We start from the raw sequence: 14,914 nt of genomic DNA on the forward strand, positions 1-14,914 counted from the left end.
GTTCGCCGCTGTTCGTCGGCGTTGTCACGCAGTTAGACACTCACCCTCAGCTCTCAGGGATGCTGCTACGCAGGGTCGCCACTGTGCCCGAAGGCGATGGCTGCGCGACACGTGTCCAGATGCTCAGGGCAGCCGAAGTACTGCTTCGGCCGCTTGAAGAGCCCTTGGCGCTTGGTCACCCGGTACTCCGGCAATTCATCACATGCCTGCACGTCGCAGGACGGGGCACGGTCCACGTGCGGGATGCGGTAAAAGTCCATAGCGACCGTGTCGCGCGTGCTGATGCCGGCAGCAGCAAGCTCGGCATCACTGCCGTAGAGGATCTGTTGCGTGCGGATCCACTGGCCGTTGATGAGTTCTGAGTGCTGCTCCATGCCGGGACCTTACTGAAGGTGAACCCGTGCCTGGGTCTTCTTGGCGTAACTGGCCGAATGAACCGGGCGGAAAGAAGCGACCCATCCTGCCTGACCGCCACCCCTGGAGAAACGGTGAGGTCAGGGGATCTGATCTGGGGGTTCCTTGGTGGCGGCTACGGCTCGACTGTCACTGTCGGTCGCCGCTGGGTGACGTCGGCGGGCCTCGGATGGCCCAGGAGCGATCGAGGGTGTGGGCGGTTCGACCAACAGTACGCAGCCATTTCAGGGCCCGTCGGTTCACACGTGCCGCCCTCCCCCACCACCAGCCTCAGTCAAGCTGCCGTTTCCTGACCCATGGAGGCGGCAGTAGCCATGCCTGACGCCCACAACATACTCTTGATTTCACTTTCCGCTCACATACTCCAAGCTCGCATGCCATGATGCCGCACATGGACTGGAAGCTGGTACTAGAATACATTAAAACCCTGATATGGCCCACCATAACACTAATCCTGGGATTCGCTTTCAGGAAACAGTTAAGTGGGCTTTTCGGTAAAATTGACTCACTGGAAACTCCGATAGGTGGAATCACTTTCCAAAGGCAAGTGGAGGCAGTTGCGCAAGAGGCGGCGGAGATTGAAGGCGAGATTGCCGCCGAAGTCAGCGAGCCATCCCGCCAGACTGATCCAGTGATGGAAGACAGTAGTGCTTCAGGTGAGGGCATCCGAAGCCTTCCAGAGATGCGCCCCGATCGATATGAACGGGAAATGGCAAATCTTCTTCGGGCTGCTGATTCGGACCCAACTGCGGCCGTGCTGGGAGCGTGGAGGGAACTTGAGAGTGCGCTCACAGACGTAATCCCTCCCTCGTCCATCCGCCACACCCCGGGAGCTATGATTCGGAGGGCCGAGCTGCAGGGCGTCCTACCTAACAACCTCGCCCGCGTAGCATTTGACTTGAAAGTCCTGCGCGATCGCGTTGTACATGAGGGTGACGTGAGCCTCACCAGGGAAGGCGCAGCCTCGTATATCGCTGCAACTCAGAGCGTCCTGGACGCCCTCTCGCTGGCAAGGACTCCGATCGCGCGTGGAATTAGGTACGAGCAGGCGGTGCTACGCACAATCATTGAACTTGGATTCAATATTCAGCAAGCCACACAGGACGGCAGTCACGACTTCTTCGTGAGCATCGACGACAAGAGGGTCGGCATAGTTGTACGGCATCGCACGCGGAGCCCCTTCATGAGGTTGGATATTAAGAAGACTGCCGAGAAAATTCCCGCCTCCATCACCCCTACATTGATAGTGACAAATGCGGCTCTGAGTCCATCGGCTATAGAGGCCATTCCAGAAATTGCGAATCCCGCGGATACGGCACTGCGTGAAGTAGTGCAATGGCGGGATGGGCAAGATGACAGTTCTCTAGTAGATGCTTTGCAGCGCATAGCCGCAACCTGAAAGGAAATCGCAAGGTCGGTGGAGCGGCTTTGGGCTGGAGCTGCTTTGGGGCGAGTGATCTTGGCCCCGTAAGCTGATGGCGAGTCGGGCAGTCTGTGGACCTGCCCGTTAAAGCACGACGTTGGGGCCAAGATCTTAGAGGCTCGCCCCAAAGTGGCTGCCTAAAGCCGTGGAGCCGACCGCCCTAGCCACAGAGGGTGTCTCCCCACTTCATGCCCGCAGCCGCCGAGCGCGCCGCCGGGCGCGGCCAGCCGGGGCGAAGACAGGAGGCGGGCCGCGCCGTAGAGGCGGCGCGCGCCCGCGCCGTGCGCGGGCCTTGATGAAGTAGGGAAAGTCTTATCCCGCTGGGATGAGGTGCTTGCCGTCGTGGCTTCGCACGTGGGGGCCAGCCCCGTCTAGGGCGTCCAGGAGTCTGATCGCGTAGACCTCGGCCATGCGGTCGCTGACCTCGTCGGGTGTGAGCCAGGAGACGGCTGTGGACTCGCTTGAGGTGCGTTCGGTGCCGCCGGAGGGCTTGCAGCGGAAGACCAGGGCGACGATGCCTCGGGTGGTGTTCTTGTAGACGCCGGTGAGTTCGTCGACCTCGACGTGGATGCCTGTCTCTTCCCAGACTTCGCGGGCTACGCCGGCCTCTGGGGTCTCGTTGAGTTCGAGTACGCCGCCGGGGAGTTCCCAGGTGCCGTTGTCGGCTCGGCGGATCGCCAGGAGGCGGCCGTCTTCGCGCACGACGACTCCGGCTACGGATACGGAGTGCAGGGGCGTCGACGTTGCTTCCTGTGGTTGACTCATGTACAGGAGCATAGGAGGCGTAGAAGGACTATGGGAACTGCGGTAGAGGGGGGCAGGTCCGGGCCTCGGTACGTGCAGATCGCGGACGAGATCGTGCAGCAGATCCGGGCGGGTGTGCTCAAGCCCGGTGACATGGTGCCGAGCGAATCGGAGCTAGTGGATCGCTATGGCGTGTCCGGTGGCACGATCCGCAAGGCCATGGTCGAGGTGCGGGCGAGCGGGCTCGTCGAGACCCGGCACGGCAAGGGCTCGATCGTGAAGGACCGGCCGCCGGTGCGGCACCGCTCGTCCGACCGCTTCCGGCGCTCGCTCCGTCGGGGCGGCAAGGCCGCTTACCTCGCGGAGTCCGCGCAGTCCGGCGCCACGGCCAAGGTGAGCGTCCTCTATATCGGCCCCATGGAGGCTCCCGCGGATGCCGCCCGGCGGCTCGGTGTCCCCGCCGGCACTCAGGTGCTTGCCCGGCGGCGCCTCTACTTCCGTAACGGCACCCCGGTCGAGACCGCCTCCTCCTACCTTCCGTGGGACGTCGTCAAGGACATCCCCGAGCTGTTCGCCGAGAACCCCGGCGGTGGTGGCATCTACGCCCGACTCGAAGACCACGGGCATGAGTTCGCGGAGTTCGTTGAGACGCTGCAAGCGCGGCCGGCCTCGAAGGCGGAGGCCTCCGAGCTGGCGCTGAGTCCGGGCGCGCCGGTGGTTCATCTGATCCGGGAGGCCCGTACGACGGCCGGGGTCGTGGTGGAGGTCTGCGACACGCTCATGGCTGCTGACCAGTTCGTTTTCGAGTACCGGATCCCAGCCGACGACTGACGCTCGCTCAACTTCCTGCAACCCGTCGTGACTTCGATGTCGCGGCGGGTTGACTCATGTACAGGAGTGATGCACTCTTCTTTATGTCACTCATGTACATGAGTGGCGGAGTTCAGCATATGTAGAGGAGAGTTCCGCTGTGCGTCAGATCCCCGTCGACACCTCCGCCGCGACCGTGATGGTCGCCAAGACCCCGCAGCCCAAGGTGCGTGACCGCCGTACCGGCGAGATCGCCACCGACGCCGAGACCGGCGCGAAGCTGATGACCGTGGACGTGATGTTCGCGGCCAACGACGAAGTCGAGATCCTGTCCGTCACCGTCCCGGAGACCGGCATCTCCGGTGACCTGACCATGGGCACCCCGGCCGCGCTCACAGGGCTGGTCGCCCGGCCGTGGGAGAACGAGTTCAACGGCCAGAAGCGGCACGGCATCGCCTTCCGCGCGGTCGCCGTCACCTCGCTGGCCACCACGGGCACGGGCTCGAAGGCGGCCTGAGCCATGACGTGGCCGACGGTCTTACTGCTGGTGGTCGTCGCCGTCGCGGGTCTCCTGCGGTGGCGGCGTCCCGCCTGGTACTGGATGACCTTCGGGGTCACCTTCGCTGTCGTGCGCGTCCTGGTCCGCTACGCCTCCGTCATGGAGGCCTGCGGGCTGACGGTCCCGCCCTCGCGCTGGCGCCTCATGCTGGCCCGGATGGCCAACCGTCCGGCGCCGGAATCCCGCGCGCCGCGCATCCTGCGGCTGCGGCCCACCCACACCGGCCTGGTCCTGCGGCTCAAACTCCGCCCGGGACAGGACGCCTTCGACGTCGCCGCCGCCTCGGACCGGCTGCGCCACTCCTTCGGTATGTACGGCGTCACCTCCCGTGAGCTGCGCTCCGGCGTGGTCGAGATCCGCATGACCGGCTACGACGTGCTCAAGCGGGTGCAGATGCCGGCCAACACCGACACCCGGCCGATGCGTGTTCCGGTCGCGCTGCGGGAGGACGGCTCGGTGCACTACCGCGACTACCGTGCCGTCCCGCACGGCCTGACCCTCGGGGCCACGGAGTCCGGCAAGTCCGTCTATCAGCGCAACCTCGTGGCCGGGCTCGCCCCGCACCACGTTGCGCTGGTCGGCATCGACTGCAAGCAAGGGGTCGAGCTGTTCCCGCTGGCCCGCCGGTTCTCCGCGCTCGCCGACAACCCGGATACCGCGTTGGAACTGCTGGAGGCGCTGGTGTCCCACATGCAGGACGTGTATCAGCTCATCCGCGCCGAGCAGCGGATCAGTGTTGCCGTGCCGGATGCGGAGATCGCCGCCGACATCTGGGACCTGCCCGAGGACCTGCGGCCTGTGCCGGTCGTCGTCCTGGTCGACGAGGTCGCCGAACTCGCGCTCTTCGCCAGCAAGGAGGAGGAGAAGCGGCGGGATCGGATCATCACCGCCCTGGTCCGTCTCGCCCAGCTCGGCCGCGCGGCCGGCGTCTACCTGGAGATCTGCGGGCAGCGCTTCGGTTCCGAACTCGGCAAGGGCATCACCATGCTCCGCGCCCAGCTCACCGGCCGCACCGCCCACCGCGTCAACGACGAAACCTCGGCGAACATGGCCTTCGGCGACATCGCCCCGGACGCCGTCCTCGCCGCCATCCAGATTCCCGCCGAGACACGCGGCATCGCCATCGCCGGGGACTCCACCGGCGGCTGGCACCGCATCCGCGCCCCGCACACCACGCTGCGCCAGGCCGTGAACGTCTGCAACAAGCACGCCGACCGCACCCCCGAGCTGCCCGCCCTCGCGCCTTTCCGGCCCGCCGTCGCTGCGCTGCCCTCGGCCCGCGTGCCGCTGTCCCAAACAGCGCCCGCCACCGCCTGAAACCTTCCCCCTCCCACGGTCGGCGCGACCGTCCTTCGCGCCAGGTCCCTACCCCCGCCATGCCTAATCACAGGAAGGAGCCCTGATGGCCCGCCCCGCTCTCCGTATCGACGCCGTACTCGTTCAGGCCGTCATTGCCGGGGCGCTGTCCTTCGCCCACCTGCACGACCTCGCCGCCGCTGCTGGACAGAGCGGTTGGAAAGCCTGGGCCTATCCCGTCTCGGTCGATCTGCTCCTGGTCGCCGCCTGGCGAAGGCTGCGTACCGACGGACCGTCCCGGCTGGCCTGGTGCTGGTTCCTCATCGCCCTGGTCACCTCGCTCGGCGCCAACGTCGCCACCGCCGGGCTCCTCGACCTGGGCGACGTCCCGCCTTGGCTGCGCATCCTCGTCGCCGCCTGGCCTGCCCTGGCCTTCATGGGCGGCACCCTCCTCGCCCACTCACCCGCAGAACCTTCCCTGGCTCCGCCGGCATCCTCCGCCCCGGCTCCGGCTCCCGCGCCCGAAACGGCCGCCGCTGAGCCGGACCCGGAGCCCGAACCTCCAGCCGTCCCGCAGATCGAGGAGCCCCCCACCCTGCCCACGGCTGTGCCGGTCCCGGCCGCGCTCGTCGACCACGCCCGCAAAGTCGCCGACGACCACCACGTCCGTACCGGCGCCCGGATCGACACCGACACCCTCCGCGCCCGCCTCGGCGTCCCGCCCCACCTCGCCGACGCCATCGCCGCCCAACTCACCTGACCCGACCGAACCCGAGAGGAGACCGGCTGACATGCCCGCCCGCGACTTCTTCCACTCCGTCATACGGATCGGCCCCGTGCAGATCGGCACCCACCGCGACCGGCGAGGCCAGACCAAGCACGCCGCCGTGTGCACCAACGACCGCTGCGGCTGGTCCGCCGACTACTCCAGCCAGTCCGCCGCACAGCTCGCCGCCCGCACCCACCGCTGCCGCGTCAGCTAGGAGGCCACCCGATGGACGTCCCGCTCTGGCTCGCGCTCCTCGCTGTCGGCTACCTCGGCGTCAAGCTCATCCGCCCGCCCTGGTGGCTCATCGCCGTACTGCTCCTCGGCGGCTTCCTCATCGCCGACAGCGTGCTGGCCCCCGTCGTCAACGGCTTCGTCAAGTAGCACGACCCGAAGGGAGAACACCGATGCTCCGCCCGAAGATCCCGACCAACCCCACGCCCGCCGGCCACCTCACGCCGCTCGTGGTCGTCGAGCCGACCGCCGTCGTACCGAGTGCGCAGGTTCCGCCTCCTGCTCCGGTCGCTCCTGCGCCTTCCCGGCCCACGGTGCAGCTCACCCCCGGCACCGCTCTCGCCCTCGTTGGCGGCGGAACGGCCGTCGTCCTGGTCGTCGGCGCCGTTCTTGTCTCGATGCTTCTGGCCGTGGCCATCACCGGCGCCTCGGTCGCCGTCTGTGCCCTGGTGATCCGCTCCCTCGTCCACGCCGACGCCAAGCGACGCTGACCGGCCCCCGGGCGGCCTCGATACCGCCAAGCATCCGCCGCCCGGGCGCCGTCTCCAACCGCTCTCACAACCGGAAGGAAGCACCCAGCATGGCGCACCGCGCCCCGACCGCGCATGCCCCGCTGCTCGACCCGACCACCCTCGGCGACCTCCTCCGCGTCGCCTCCGCCTCCGACTACACCCGCTGGGAAGACCAGATCCGCCGCACCGGCGGCTGCTCCGATCCCATCCACCTCACCGGCTGGACCCTCCACAAGGACAAGACCACCGGCGAAACCCTGCACCACTACACGACCGCCGTAGAGCCCGGCGGACGCCTCCGCCTCGCCTGCGGCAACCGCCGAGCCTCCCGCTGCCCCTCCTGCGCCTGGACCTACGCGGGCGACACCTACCACCTCATCCGCGCGGGCCTGGCCGGAGACGAGCGCCGAGACGTCCCCACCACGGTCCGGGATCACCCGCGCGTGTTCGCCACGCTCACCGCTCCCTCCTTCGGCCCGGTCCACAACCGGCCCGACCACGGCACCTGCCGCTGCGGCGCCCAGCACGCCCCGGACGCCCCGGAACTGGGTACCGCCCTCGACCCGGCGACGTACGACTATGCGGGCGCTGTCCTGTTCAACAACCACGCCGGGCAGCTCTGGCAGCGCTTCACCACTCGCCTGCGTCGCGAACTCGCCGCCCGCGCCGGCCTCACCCGCCGAGAACTCGCCGACCGCCTCCGCCTCTCATACGGCAAGGTCGCCGAATTCCAGAAGCGCGGCGCCCTCCACTTCCACGCGGTGATCCGGCTCGACGGACCGGACGGACCAGGAACGCCCCCGCCCGCCTGGGCGACGGTCGGCCTCCTGGCCGACGCCATCAATGCTGCTGCGGCGCACTCCTACACGTCCGTCTCCGTCCCGGCCGCAGGGGACCAACCTGCCCGGTCTTTCCGCTGGGGCACACAGCTCGACGTGCGCCCGGTGAAGGCCTTCGGCGACGGCTCCGACATCACCGAACAGGCCGTCGCCTCCTACGTCGCCAAGTACTCCACCAAATCCGCCGAGAACACCGGCACTCTCGACCGCCGTATCGGTGAACTCGCGGAACTCGATCGCCACCAGGTCCCGGACCACACCCGCCGACTCATCACCGCATGCCGGGACCTGGACCGCCTCTACCCGGACCGGCGCCTCTGGGCCTGGGCTCACATGCTCGGCTTCCGCGGCCACTTCTCCTCCAAGTCCCGCCGCTACTCGACCACCCTGGGCGCCCTCCGCCAGGCACGTGCCGACTATCGGGCTGCGCAGGAACACGCCGTCCTCGCCCTGGACGACCGCGAGTCGGACACCGTCCTCGTCCTCACCGATTGGCAGTACGCCGGACACGGTCACAGCCCTGGTGAATCCGTCCTCGCTGGCACCATCGCGCGCGGGCTCCAGACCAATCGTGAAACTGCCCGCGACGCGTTGGCCGGACTGGCCGCAGACGAGGGGGAGTGGTGACTGTGGACCGGCTCCTCACCGTGGACCAGGTCGCCGAACGTCTTGGCACGGGGGTCCGTTTTCCTCGACGCCTCATCGAGGAGCGCCGCATCACCTTCGTGAAGGTCGGCCGACATGTCCGTATCCCTGAAACCGCCGTAGAGGCGTACGTGAGCGCCAATACCGTGGAACCGATCCTTCTGCGGCCCACGGGACTCAGGAGGGCTGCCTGATGGCTGGCAAGCGCAAGTCCCGCCGGGGCTTCGGCCGTGTCCGCAAGCTGCCGTCCGGCCGGTTCCAAGCCCGCTACCCGGGGCCTGACGGGGTTCTGCGCCCTGCGGATCGGACGTTCGCCACGACCACGGACGCGGACCGCTGGCTCATGCGGAAGCGCATCGAGATCGAAGAGGGGCGCTGGCTCGACCCGGCCGAGGGACAGACGACCGTTCGCGACTGGGCGGCTCGCTGGCTCGCTGCCGTATCGCCTCAGCTCAAGCACAAGACTCAGGCGTCGTACCGGTCCCTGATCAATCCGGCACTTGGTGATCGTGAACTCTCCAGCCTTCGGCCCATCACGATCACCGAGTGGGTGGGTGCGATGCGGACCAAGGGGATCAGCGCCTCGCGCATCCGGCAGGCGTACCGGGTGCTGTCGCAGATCATGCGCTCTGCCGTCGACAACGACATGATCCCGCAGACACCGTGCAGGGGCGTGAGGCTGCCTCGGATGCCGCAGACCGAGCCGCACATCCTCACGCCGCTGGAAGCGTCGCGGATCGTCAAGGGCGCGACCAAGCCGCATGACCTGCTGATCGCCCTCCTTGCGTACGCGGGTCTGCGGGTGGGCGAGGCGTTTGCCCTGCGGCGCGTGGACATTGATGTGTCCGGGGGCTTCGTCCTGGTCGACGAGAACCTGGCTGAAGCGAATGGCGCCCTGGTCTTTGACACTCCCAAGTCGCATCAGAAGCGACTGCTCCGAGTCGGTCCGTCCCTCGCCAAGCGGCTCGGCCGGCACCTGGAGACTCTGCCCGGTGGGGATGACGCGCTCCTTTTCACGACCCCTGGCGGCAAGCCGCTGCGCTACAACCAGTGGCGTAAGGCGTTCTTCGACCCCGCCGTGGCTGCCGCTGGACTGACTGACGTCACTCCACACGATCTGCGTGCCTCGCACGGCACGTGGGTCGCGGACCGGTACGGCGTGATGACGGCTGCCCACCGGCTCGGTCACTCGAATGCGAGCGTCACCACTCGGCACTACGCCCGGCCGGTCGCCGGTCGCGATGACCAAGTGGCAGCCGCTGCGGATGAATGGCTCGACGAACCCTGACATTCAACGATCAAGGGGGTGCCTCCCTCGGGAGGCACCCCCTTGCGGTCGTTCACCCCACAGGGTGCCAAGAAGATGATCAGTATCGGGTTCTGATCCACAGTGCGATCAAACTGACAACAGTGGTTCCGGCACCGTATGACGCGCCTCGGAGGACTTGCAGAGCAGCGGTCCTGCGATGCTGCGTGATCCAGTGAAGTGCTCGTCTTGCGGATTCGGTTACACGGCTATGCGGGCCCTGCATCGGCTGCCTATCATTCACGAGTCGTGACTTCTCCGTTCTCAGATCGACGGATGGGTGAAGCACGCGCAGAGAGCCCCCACTGACCTGTGGTTTGGACGCCCGAGGTCGATGCCGGGGCTCTCTTCGCAGTTCGCGACGTGACGCCTCAGCCCGCTGGCAGGTCAACTAGCCATCAGCGGTGCACTGTTGAGCGGCGTCGCAAGGAGAAGTAGACCGCGTCGGGCAGACGGATACAATCCCTTCCGGAAAGTTTTTTTTGGATTCACGGGGTCAAGCGCCTCAGAATCATTGTTCGCCAGGCCTGATCGCCTTTGAGCCTTGCTTTCGATGGCGTTTGTAGGTCTCGCGCCTTCGCATGCCTGTATGGGGTGCCATGCACCTTCTGGGTAGTGCGTTGATCGCCTCATATTGCCAGGGGTTCTAGGGTGACGCGCCGTCTGGACCAAGCTTTTGAAGGGACTCCACATCTCTGCGAGTGGCTGCGTCGCAGCTCCGCTAGGCCGCGTGGCGACATGGGATGCAGGTTCCAAGGCACATCATCCTGCTCTTGCACAGGTCTGCTCCATGGGGCACGAAGGGGGCACAAAGAGCCGGGCTGCGTCTATGTCGACGCGGTTTCGCCCGTCTGACCTGCGTGGGAGCAGGGACTCCGTCAGGCCCCCGAAAGGTCTTGAAAACCGTCGTGGCGCAAGTCACCGTGGGTTCAAATCCCACACCCACCGCGGTGATTGGCGGCCCCTGACCAGGTTTTCTGTCTTCTGGTCGGGGGCCGTCGCGTTGTGCCTCGGTGGGTGTCGGCGCGGCCGTGTACTCGGGTCGGAGCTGAGTACGCGCGCTCTGGCCGGCCGGTTGTCGGAGTCGGAACGCTTGGCGTATGGAACAACGACAGGCGAAGGTTTCCCACCGGTTGGTGTCGGGCGTCGTGGCGGCTGTGGCGGCGTCGGCGTTGTGGGCCGCCTGGCTGGGGTGGGACCAGCAGCGGGACGTGCAGCCCGACGGTTCGACGACCGGGCCGTACGAGGTGTGGCAGGTGGTCGGGCTCGTGCTGACGCTGCTGGTGCCGGTGTGCTGGGCGGCATACCGGCGCCATGCCGTGGGCGCTGTGCTCGGTGTCACGGCCGGTCTGACCGCGGCCGCCTTCTACGACTGGTCGGATGATTCCAGCGGCCTCTTCGTGGTCGGCGTGGGGATGGTCATGGTGGGGGCCCTCGCCGTGACCACGGGGGTGACCGCGGCTGTGACCGGCCTGATCGCCGCTGTTGGGCGAAAGGGTGGAGCTGTGACAGGGCTGTGACCGGGAGTGTGACGTCCGACACGGTCGGGATGGGGGCGGGCTGGTGAGGTGGGGCGATGCGTATCCCCCAGCTCCGCACGGCACTCGCGGTTCCCGGTGCTCTCGTCGTCTCCCTCCTGCTCGGTGCCTGTGGTACCCAGAGCGCCGCGTCGGGGGCGGGGGGAGAGGGGGAGCGGGAGGACCGGTGCGGGACGGGGGCGTCCGCGTCCGGTGATGCCGGTGCCGGTGGGTCCGGCCAGGGTCGGGACGGGGTGCGGATCGTCGGGATGGTCGAGCGGGCCGACGGTGCCGGGGCGAGTGCCTCACCCGGTGTTCGGGCGGGCGAACGGCCCGATGTGTCGGTCACGGCGGACAGTCTTCCGGGGCTGCCGGGGAGGGGCGAGTCCCCCGGCGCGGGTGGCGCGTCCTCGTGTGTGGTCGCGTACTCCGTGACCAATCAGGAGGCCGAGCCCTTCACCTACACCATCGTCTTCTCCCTGTTGGACGACCAGGGGAGGGCGATGTCGAACGCCGAGGAGACGGTGGCGTCCGTGGGGGCGGGGCGGACCGTGCAGCGCACGCTCGAGAACGGCGGGCTGCTGGGCAGTCCCCGTCTTGACGCGGAGCGCGTGCGGATCCTCGATGTGAAGCGGGTGCCCTCCGACGAGGCACCCGCCCCCGCGGGCTCCTGCCCGCCGTCGGGGCTGCGGCTCACCGCCGACAAGGGGGACGCCGCCATGGGACTGCGTGTCGTGGGGCTGCACCTGGAGAACTGTGGCAGTCGGCCGTACTCCCTGGAGGGCTACCCGGTGCTTCAGTTGCTCGACGAGGAACTGGAGCCGGTCGACGGGATCGACGTCCTGCGCGGCACCGATGACATCCCCATGGCGGGCGGTGACGGGCCGCCCCGGCCGGTGACCCTGCGGCCGGGTGAGTCCGCCGTGTCGGGGCTGGCGTGGCGCAACACCACGCAGGCCGGTGCGGCGGTGACCGTGCCCTACGTCAGGGTCCGGGCCGAGTCCGGCTCCGACCCCGTGATCGTCACACCGAACCTCGACCTCGGCACCACGGGCAAGCTGGGCGTCCGGGCCTGGCAGAAGGACGAGACGGAGCCCGGGACCGGGACGGTGACGGAGGACGGCCGACCGCGGTCCTAGGGTTCGGCCTCCTCGGACCGAGGGTGGCGGAGGAGACGAGGACCGGCCCGCTTTCGTGCCGCGGAGCCGGGCCGTCTTCGGCCCGGTCGCGGGGACCGGGCCGGAGATTCGACGGGCCGACGGGCCTACGGCCGTCGGTCGGCGGGTCAGGGCGGTCGGCGGGTCACGGGTGGTGGCCCGTCATGCGGGCCGCGGACGCGATTGTCGCGCGGGCCTCGCGTTCGGTCAGGCCCGTGGTGAGCGCGGCGTCGACCAAGGGGTCCACGAGAGCCGCGCCGATGCCACCCTCGTAGGCGCGGCAGGCCGCCCAGAACAGGCGGGTGTTGCGCTGCCCCTCGTGGGCGGCGAGGACGAACTGGACGAGTCCCCGGCCGTGTGCGTCGGTCGTGGCGGGGACGGGCCGGTGTGCGCGGGGCGGCGGGAGCAGGAGGCGCAGGAGCGCGGGCGGGCAGAGCGCGGGCGCCAGGTGGGAGGTGCCGGGGGCGGTGGTGTAGGCGCCGTGGCGGGTGAGGGAGCCGGGGCCGACCAGGTAGCCGCCGGCGCCCCGGATGTCGATGCCGGGGGCGAGGCGGCCGGCCGAGTTGGGGACGACCGCGTCGGGCGGACCGCTGAGCCAGAGGTGGCGGCCTCCGCCGGGGGTCAGGACGACGACCGTGGGCGGGATCGTGAACAGGTGGCGCCGGCCCAGTTCGCGCAGGGCGGCCGAGGAGTCCGTCTCCGACTTCGTGTCCAGGTCCACACCGATGAGGTGGTGCGGTGGCAGGCCGCAGGCGATGCCGTAACCCGTGGCCCAGGGGGCTGCGGCGAACATCTCGCGGAGGCGGGCCGGGTCGGTGGAGGCGTCGTGGACGCCGTGGCCGAAGCGTCCGCACTCGCCGTGGCAGGGGGCCGGCGACGGGTCGTCGCGGTGGGGGGAGCGCAGCGCCGGGAGCTTCGTCCGGGCCAGGGGGATGACGGCCAGTCCGCGTTCGGCGGCTGACAGGGCGTGTGCGAGGGCCAGCGTCGTGGCCTGCCGGTCGGTGGTGGCCATGCTTCATTTTCGTACTTACGTTCGAAAAAGGGAAGGGTGGGCGCGCGCGACGCGCCGGGGTGGCGGGGGGAGTCGGAAAAGCGCCGGAACGCTTCACCTCTTGCGGCGCTTGGGACGTAGCTGTCCGTACTGCCCTGGGATGAGGTGGAAGTGAAGCAAAGGGGTTTATCGACATGTCCTCACGCTTGAGGGCGAATCAGGGCTTCCCAGGTGGTTCACCGGTGATCGGTGGGCAACTCTGATCACGCGACGTCGTGCACAGCGTCGAGGCGGCCGGCCAACTGCCTTGGCAAGAACCATGGTTCACAGAGCTCCACACAACTTCTCACTTCACGCAGTTCCCATACTTATCGCGTTGTCGGCTGCAAGCCGGTGCGCACTTGTTCTGGAGGAACACATGGCAAGCATCCGTACCGCCCGCGTCATCGCCGCCGTCGCCGCCCTTCCGCTCGCCGTCGCCCTCTTCGGCGGCGTGGCGTCGGCGGACAACGGCGCCTTCGCGGACGACGGATCGAACGCGACCGCCGCCGACGCCTCCGCGGGCATCATCGGCAGCGGCGTCGGCGACGACAACAACGGCAACTCGTCCACCACGCAGCAGCAGGCGGTCGGCTCGGGCGCCTCGAACCAGAGCAACACCGCGCAGGTCGACGGTTCCGCGTTCACGGTCATCAACCAGGGCAACGAGAACGTCGCCGTCGGCTTCTCCCCCCTGTGGTGAGGAGCTGAGGGGCCGGTGCGGGTGCGCTCCGGCGCCGGTCCCTCGGTCTCCGGGCGGTGTGCTTCAGGGGGTCGCAAGGCGTCTGGGTGGCGGTGCTTCGGTACCGCCGCCCAGGCGTTTCCGCGTCCGGACGTGCCGAGCCGTGCGCTGCCTCCGCGCACGGTCCGGTGGCCGCCCCCAGGGGTGAACCCGCAGTACCCCTGCTCCCCTCGTCCACCTACAGGAGGTGGGGCCAGCACCACCCCTACAACCTGAGGCGGACTCTGCTTCGGGACCTGCGGCCGATCCGCCGGGCATCCCCGCGCTCGTAGCGTTGAGGCATGACCGCACCCGTCTGCACCAGCGCTTCGAACGCCGCCACAGCCAAGGCCCCGGCCAGGGCCGCAGCAAGGACGCAGACCTTCCCGTACCCGTCGTTCTCGTCGTACGTGAAGGCCCGCCAGCCGGTGCTGCTGCGTACCGCCCGGTCGCTGACCGCGAACCCGAGCGACGCGGAGGACCTGCTGCAGACCGCGCTCACCAAGACGTACGTGGCCTGGGAGCGCATCGAGGACCATCGCGCGGTGGACGGCTATGTGCGCCGGGCGCTGCTGAACACCAGGACGTCGCAGTGGCGCAAGCGCAAGGTCGACGAGTTCGCCTGCGACGAGCTGCCGGAGCCGGAGCTCGTCCCCGGCGGCGACGACCCGGCGGAGCGGCAGGCCCTGCACGACGCGATGTGGCGGGCGATCATGAAGCTCCCCGCCCGGCAGCGTGCGATGGTCGTCCTCAGGTACTACGAGGACCTCAGCGAGGCGCAGACGGCCGAAGTGCTCGGCGTTTCCGTGGGCACGGTGAAGTCGGCGGTCTCCCGGGCGCTGGGCAAGCTGCGCGAAGACCCTGAGCTGGTGTTCGTCCGGTAGTAACCCCCTACGGGAGACGTCGGTGAGTGACCCCGCGGGGCGCCACCCACTGATCGA

The 14,914-nt window shown here is 68.4% G+C and carries 18 protein-coding genes; 15 read left to right on the top strand and 3 right to left on the bottom strand.

Going from position 1 to position 14,914, the window contains the following annotated elements; all coding sequences use genetic code 11:
* Positions 1–65: 65 nt before the first annotated feature.
* Complete coding sequence (locus RM812_RS06000) at positions 66–374, bottom strand: hypothetical protein (RefSeq protein ID WP_311571337.1); 309 nt, start codon at positions 372–374, stop codon at positions 66–68.
* A 431-nt stretch (positions 375–805) separates the two neighbouring features.
* Between RM812_RS06000 and RM812_RS06005 the strand changes: the two genes are divergently transcribed.
* On the top strand, positions 806–1,813 hold the full coding sequence (locus RM812_RS06005) for a hypothetical protein (RefSeq protein ID WP_311571338.1): 1,008 nt from the start codon (positions 806–808) through the stop codon (positions 1,811–1,813).
* 336 nt (positions 1,814–2,149) lie between these two features.
* On the opposite strand, the gene RM812_RS06010 is transcribed toward RM812_RS06005, so the two are convergent.
* Positions 2,150–2,614 (bottom strand): NUDIX hydrolase, encoded by a 465-nt coding sequence (locus RM812_RS06010; RefSeq protein ID WP_031186072.1) that lies wholly within the window; start codon positions 2,612–2,614, stop codon positions 2,150–2,152.
* Positions 2,615–2,632: 18 nt separating this feature from the next.
* Between RM812_RS06010 and RM812_RS06015 the strand changes: the two genes are divergently transcribed.
* The 12 genes from RM812_RS06015 to RM812_RS06070 all read left to right on the top strand — a co-directional run bounded on the left by RM812_RS06015 (position 2,633) and on the right by RM812_RS06070 (position 12,204).
* Positions 2,633–3,412: a GntR family transcriptional regulator gene (locus tag RM812_RS06015; protein WP_311571339.1), complete on the top strand. Its 780-nt coding sequence runs from the start codon at positions 2,633–2,635 to the stop codon at positions 3,410–3,412.
* Between the two features lie 139 nt (positions 3,413–3,551).
* Positions 3,552–3,908, top strand: a complete 357-nt coding sequence (locus RM812_RS06020; RefSeq protein WP_003950171.1) for an SCO3933 family regulatory protein — start codon at positions 3,552–3,554, stop codon at positions 3,906–3,908.
* Positions 3,909–3,911: 3 nt separating this feature from the next.
* Positions 3,912–5,267 (top strand): FtsK/SpoIIIE domain-containing protein, encoded by a 1,356-nt coding sequence (locus RM812_RS06025; protein ID WP_311571340.1) that lies wholly within the window; start codon positions 3,912–3,914, stop codon positions 5,265–5,267.
* A gap of 85 nt (positions 5,268–5,352) precedes the next feature.
* Positions 5,353–6,006, top strand: a complete 654-nt coding sequence (locus tag RM812_RS06030) for a DUF2637 domain-containing protein (protein ID WP_311571341.1) — start codon at positions 5,353–5,355, stop codon at positions 6,004–6,006.
* A gap of 31 nt (positions 6,007–6,037) precedes the next feature.
* Positions 6,038–6,229 (top strand): mobile element transfer protein, encoded by a 192-nt coding sequence (locus tag RM812_RS06035; RefSeq protein ID WP_311571342.1) that lies wholly within the window; start codon positions 6,038–6,040, stop codon positions 6,227–6,229.
* 11 nt (positions 6,230–6,240) lie between these two features.
* Positions 6,241–6,396, top strand: a complete 156-nt coding sequence (locus tag RM812_RS06040; protein ID WP_003950175.1) for a hypothetical protein — start codon at positions 6,241–6,243, stop codon at positions 6,394–6,396.
* A gap of 23 nt (positions 6,397–6,419) precedes the next feature.
* Positions 6,420–6,737: a SpdD-like protein gene (locus tag RM812_RS06045; RefSeq protein WP_311571343.1), complete on the top strand. Its 318-nt coding sequence runs from the start codon at positions 6,420–6,422 to the stop codon at positions 6,735–6,737.
* 89 nt (positions 6,738–6,826) lie between these two features.
* Positions 6,827–8,224 carry a replication initiator protein RepSA gene (repSA, locus tag RM812_RS06050; RefSeq protein WP_311571344.1) on the top strand — a complete coding sequence of 466 codons (1,398 nt, stop codon included), beginning with the start codon at positions 6,827–6,829 and terminating at the stop codon, positions 8,222–8,224.
* Positions 8,218–8,436 (top strand): helix-turn-helix domain-containing protein, encoded by a 219-nt coding sequence (locus tag RM812_RS06055; RefSeq protein ID WP_030403155.1) that lies wholly within the window; start codon positions 8,218–8,220, stop codon positions 8,434–8,436. The genes repSA and RM812_RS06055 overlap by 7 nt, the downstream gene beginning before the upstream one ends.
* The gene (locus RM812_RS06060) at positions 8,436–9,530 is read left to right on the top strand and encodes a tyrosine-type recombinase/integrase (RefSeq protein WP_311571345.1); all 1,095 of its coding nucleotides are present in this window, start codon (positions 8,436–8,438) and stop codon (positions 9,528–9,530) included. The genes RM812_RS06055 and RM812_RS06060 overlap by 1 nt, the downstream gene beginning before the upstream one ends.
* A 1,118-nt stretch (positions 9,531–10,648) precedes the next feature.
* Positions 10,649–11,068, top strand: a complete 420-nt coding sequence (locus tag RM812_RS06065; RefSeq protein WP_311571346.1) for a hypothetical protein — start codon at positions 10,649–10,651, stop codon at positions 11,066–11,068.
* A 56-nt stretch (positions 11,069–11,124) separates the two neighbouring features.
* The gene (locus RM812_RS06070) at positions 11,125–12,204 is read left to right on the top strand and encodes a DUF4232 domain-containing protein (protein WP_311571347.1); all 1,080 of its coding nucleotides are present in this window, start codon (positions 11,125–11,127) and stop codon (positions 12,202–12,204) included.
* 163 nt (positions 12,205–12,367) lie between these two features.
* Here the strand turns inward: RM812_RS06070 and RM812_RS06075 are convergent, their stop codons facing one another.
* Entirely contained in the window at positions 12,368–13,234 is an 867-nt protein-coding gene (locus RM812_RS06075) for a bifunctional DNA primase/polymerase (protein WP_311571348.1), read from the bottom strand.
* A 397-nt stretch (positions 13,235–13,631) separates the two neighbouring features.
* On the opposite strand from RM812_RS06075, the gene RM812_RS06080 reads away from it, so the two are divergent.
* Both RM812_RS06080 and RM812_RS06085 read left to right on the top strand, forming a co-directional pair.
* Entirely contained in the window at positions 13,632–13,955 is a 324-nt protein-coding gene (locus RM812_RS06080) for a hypothetical protein (protein ID WP_311571349.1), read from the top strand.
* Between the two features lie 320 nt (positions 13,956–14,275).
* Positions 14,276–14,857, top strand: a complete 582-nt coding sequence (locus RM812_RS06085; RefSeq protein ID WP_311571350.1) for a SigE family RNA polymerase sigma factor — start codon at positions 14,276–14,278, stop codon at positions 14,855–14,857.
* The last annotated feature ends 57 nt before the right edge of the window (positions 14,858–14,914 follow it).

This window comes from Streptomyces lancefieldiae, assembly GCF_031845825.1.
Classification (GTDB): domain Bacteria; phylum Actinomycetota; class Actinomycetes; order Streptomycetales; family Streptomycetaceae; genus Streptomyces; species Streptomyces lancefieldiae.

Bases quoted from the DNA above. Each gene is read 5' to 3' on its own strand.
- RM812_RS06045 (WP_311571343.1), top strand. From the start codon at position 6,420: ATGCTCCGCCCGAAGATCCCGACCAACCCCACGCCCGCCGGCCACCTC.
- RM812_RS06040 (WP_003950175.1), top strand. From the start codon at position 6,241: ATGGACGTCCCGCTCTGGCTCGCGCTCCTCGCTGTCGGCTACCTCGGC.
- RM812_RS06085 (WP_311571350.1), top strand. From the start codon at position 14,276: ATGACCGCACCCGTCTGCACCAGCGCTTCGAACGCCGCCACAGCCAAG.
- RM812_RS06080 (WP_311571349.1), top strand. From the start codon at position 13,632: ATGGCAAGCATCCGTACCGCCCGCGTCATCGCCGCCGTCGCCGCCCTT.
- RM812_RS06010 (WP_031186072.1), bottom strand. From the start codon at position 2,614: ATGCTCCTGTACATGAGTCAACCACAGGAAGCAACGTCGACGCCCCTG.
- RM812_RS06005 (WP_311571338.1), top strand. From the start codon at position 806: ATGGACTGGAAGCTGGTACTAGAATACATTAAAACCCTGATATGGCCC.
- RM812_RS06000 (WP_311571337.1), bottom strand. From the start codon at position 374: ATGGAGCAGCACTCAGAACTCATCAACGGCCAGTGGATCCGCACGCAA.
- repSA (WP_311571344.1), top strand. From the start codon at position 6,827: ATGGCGCACCGCGCCCCGACCGCGCATGCCCCGCTGCTCGACCCGACC.
- RM812_RS06025 (WP_311571340.1), top strand. From the start codon at position 3,912: ATGACGTGGCCGACGGTCTTACTGCTGGTGGTCGTCGCCGTCGCGGGT.
- RM812_RS06065 (WP_311571346.1), top strand. From the start codon at position 10,649: ATGGAACAACGACAGGCGAAGGTTTCCCACCGGTTGGTGTCGGGCGTC.
- RM812_RS06075 (WP_311571348.1), bottom strand. From the start codon at position 13,234: ATGGCCACCACCGACCGGCAGGCCACGACGCTGGCCCTCGCACACGCC.
- RM812_RS06030 (WP_311571341.1), top strand. From the start codon at position 5,353: ATGGCCCGCCCCGCTCTCCGTATCGACGCCGTACTCGTTCAGGCCGTC.
- RM812_RS06015 (WP_311571339.1), top strand. From the start codon at position 2,633: ATGGGAACTGCGGTAGAGGGGGGCAGGTCCGGGCCTCGGTACGTGCAG.
- RM812_RS06070 (WP_311571347.1), top strand. From the start codon at position 11,125: ATGCGTATCCCCCAGCTCCGCACGGCACTCGCGGTTCCCGGTGCTCTC.
- RM812_RS06035 (WP_311571342.1), top strand. From the start codon at position 6,038: ATGCCCGCCCGCGACTTCTTCCACTCCGTCATACGGATCGGCCCCGTG.
- RM812_RS06060 (WP_311571345.1), top strand. From the start codon at position 8,436: ATGGCTGGCAAGCGCAAGTCCCGCCGGGGCTTCGGCCGTGTCCGCAAG.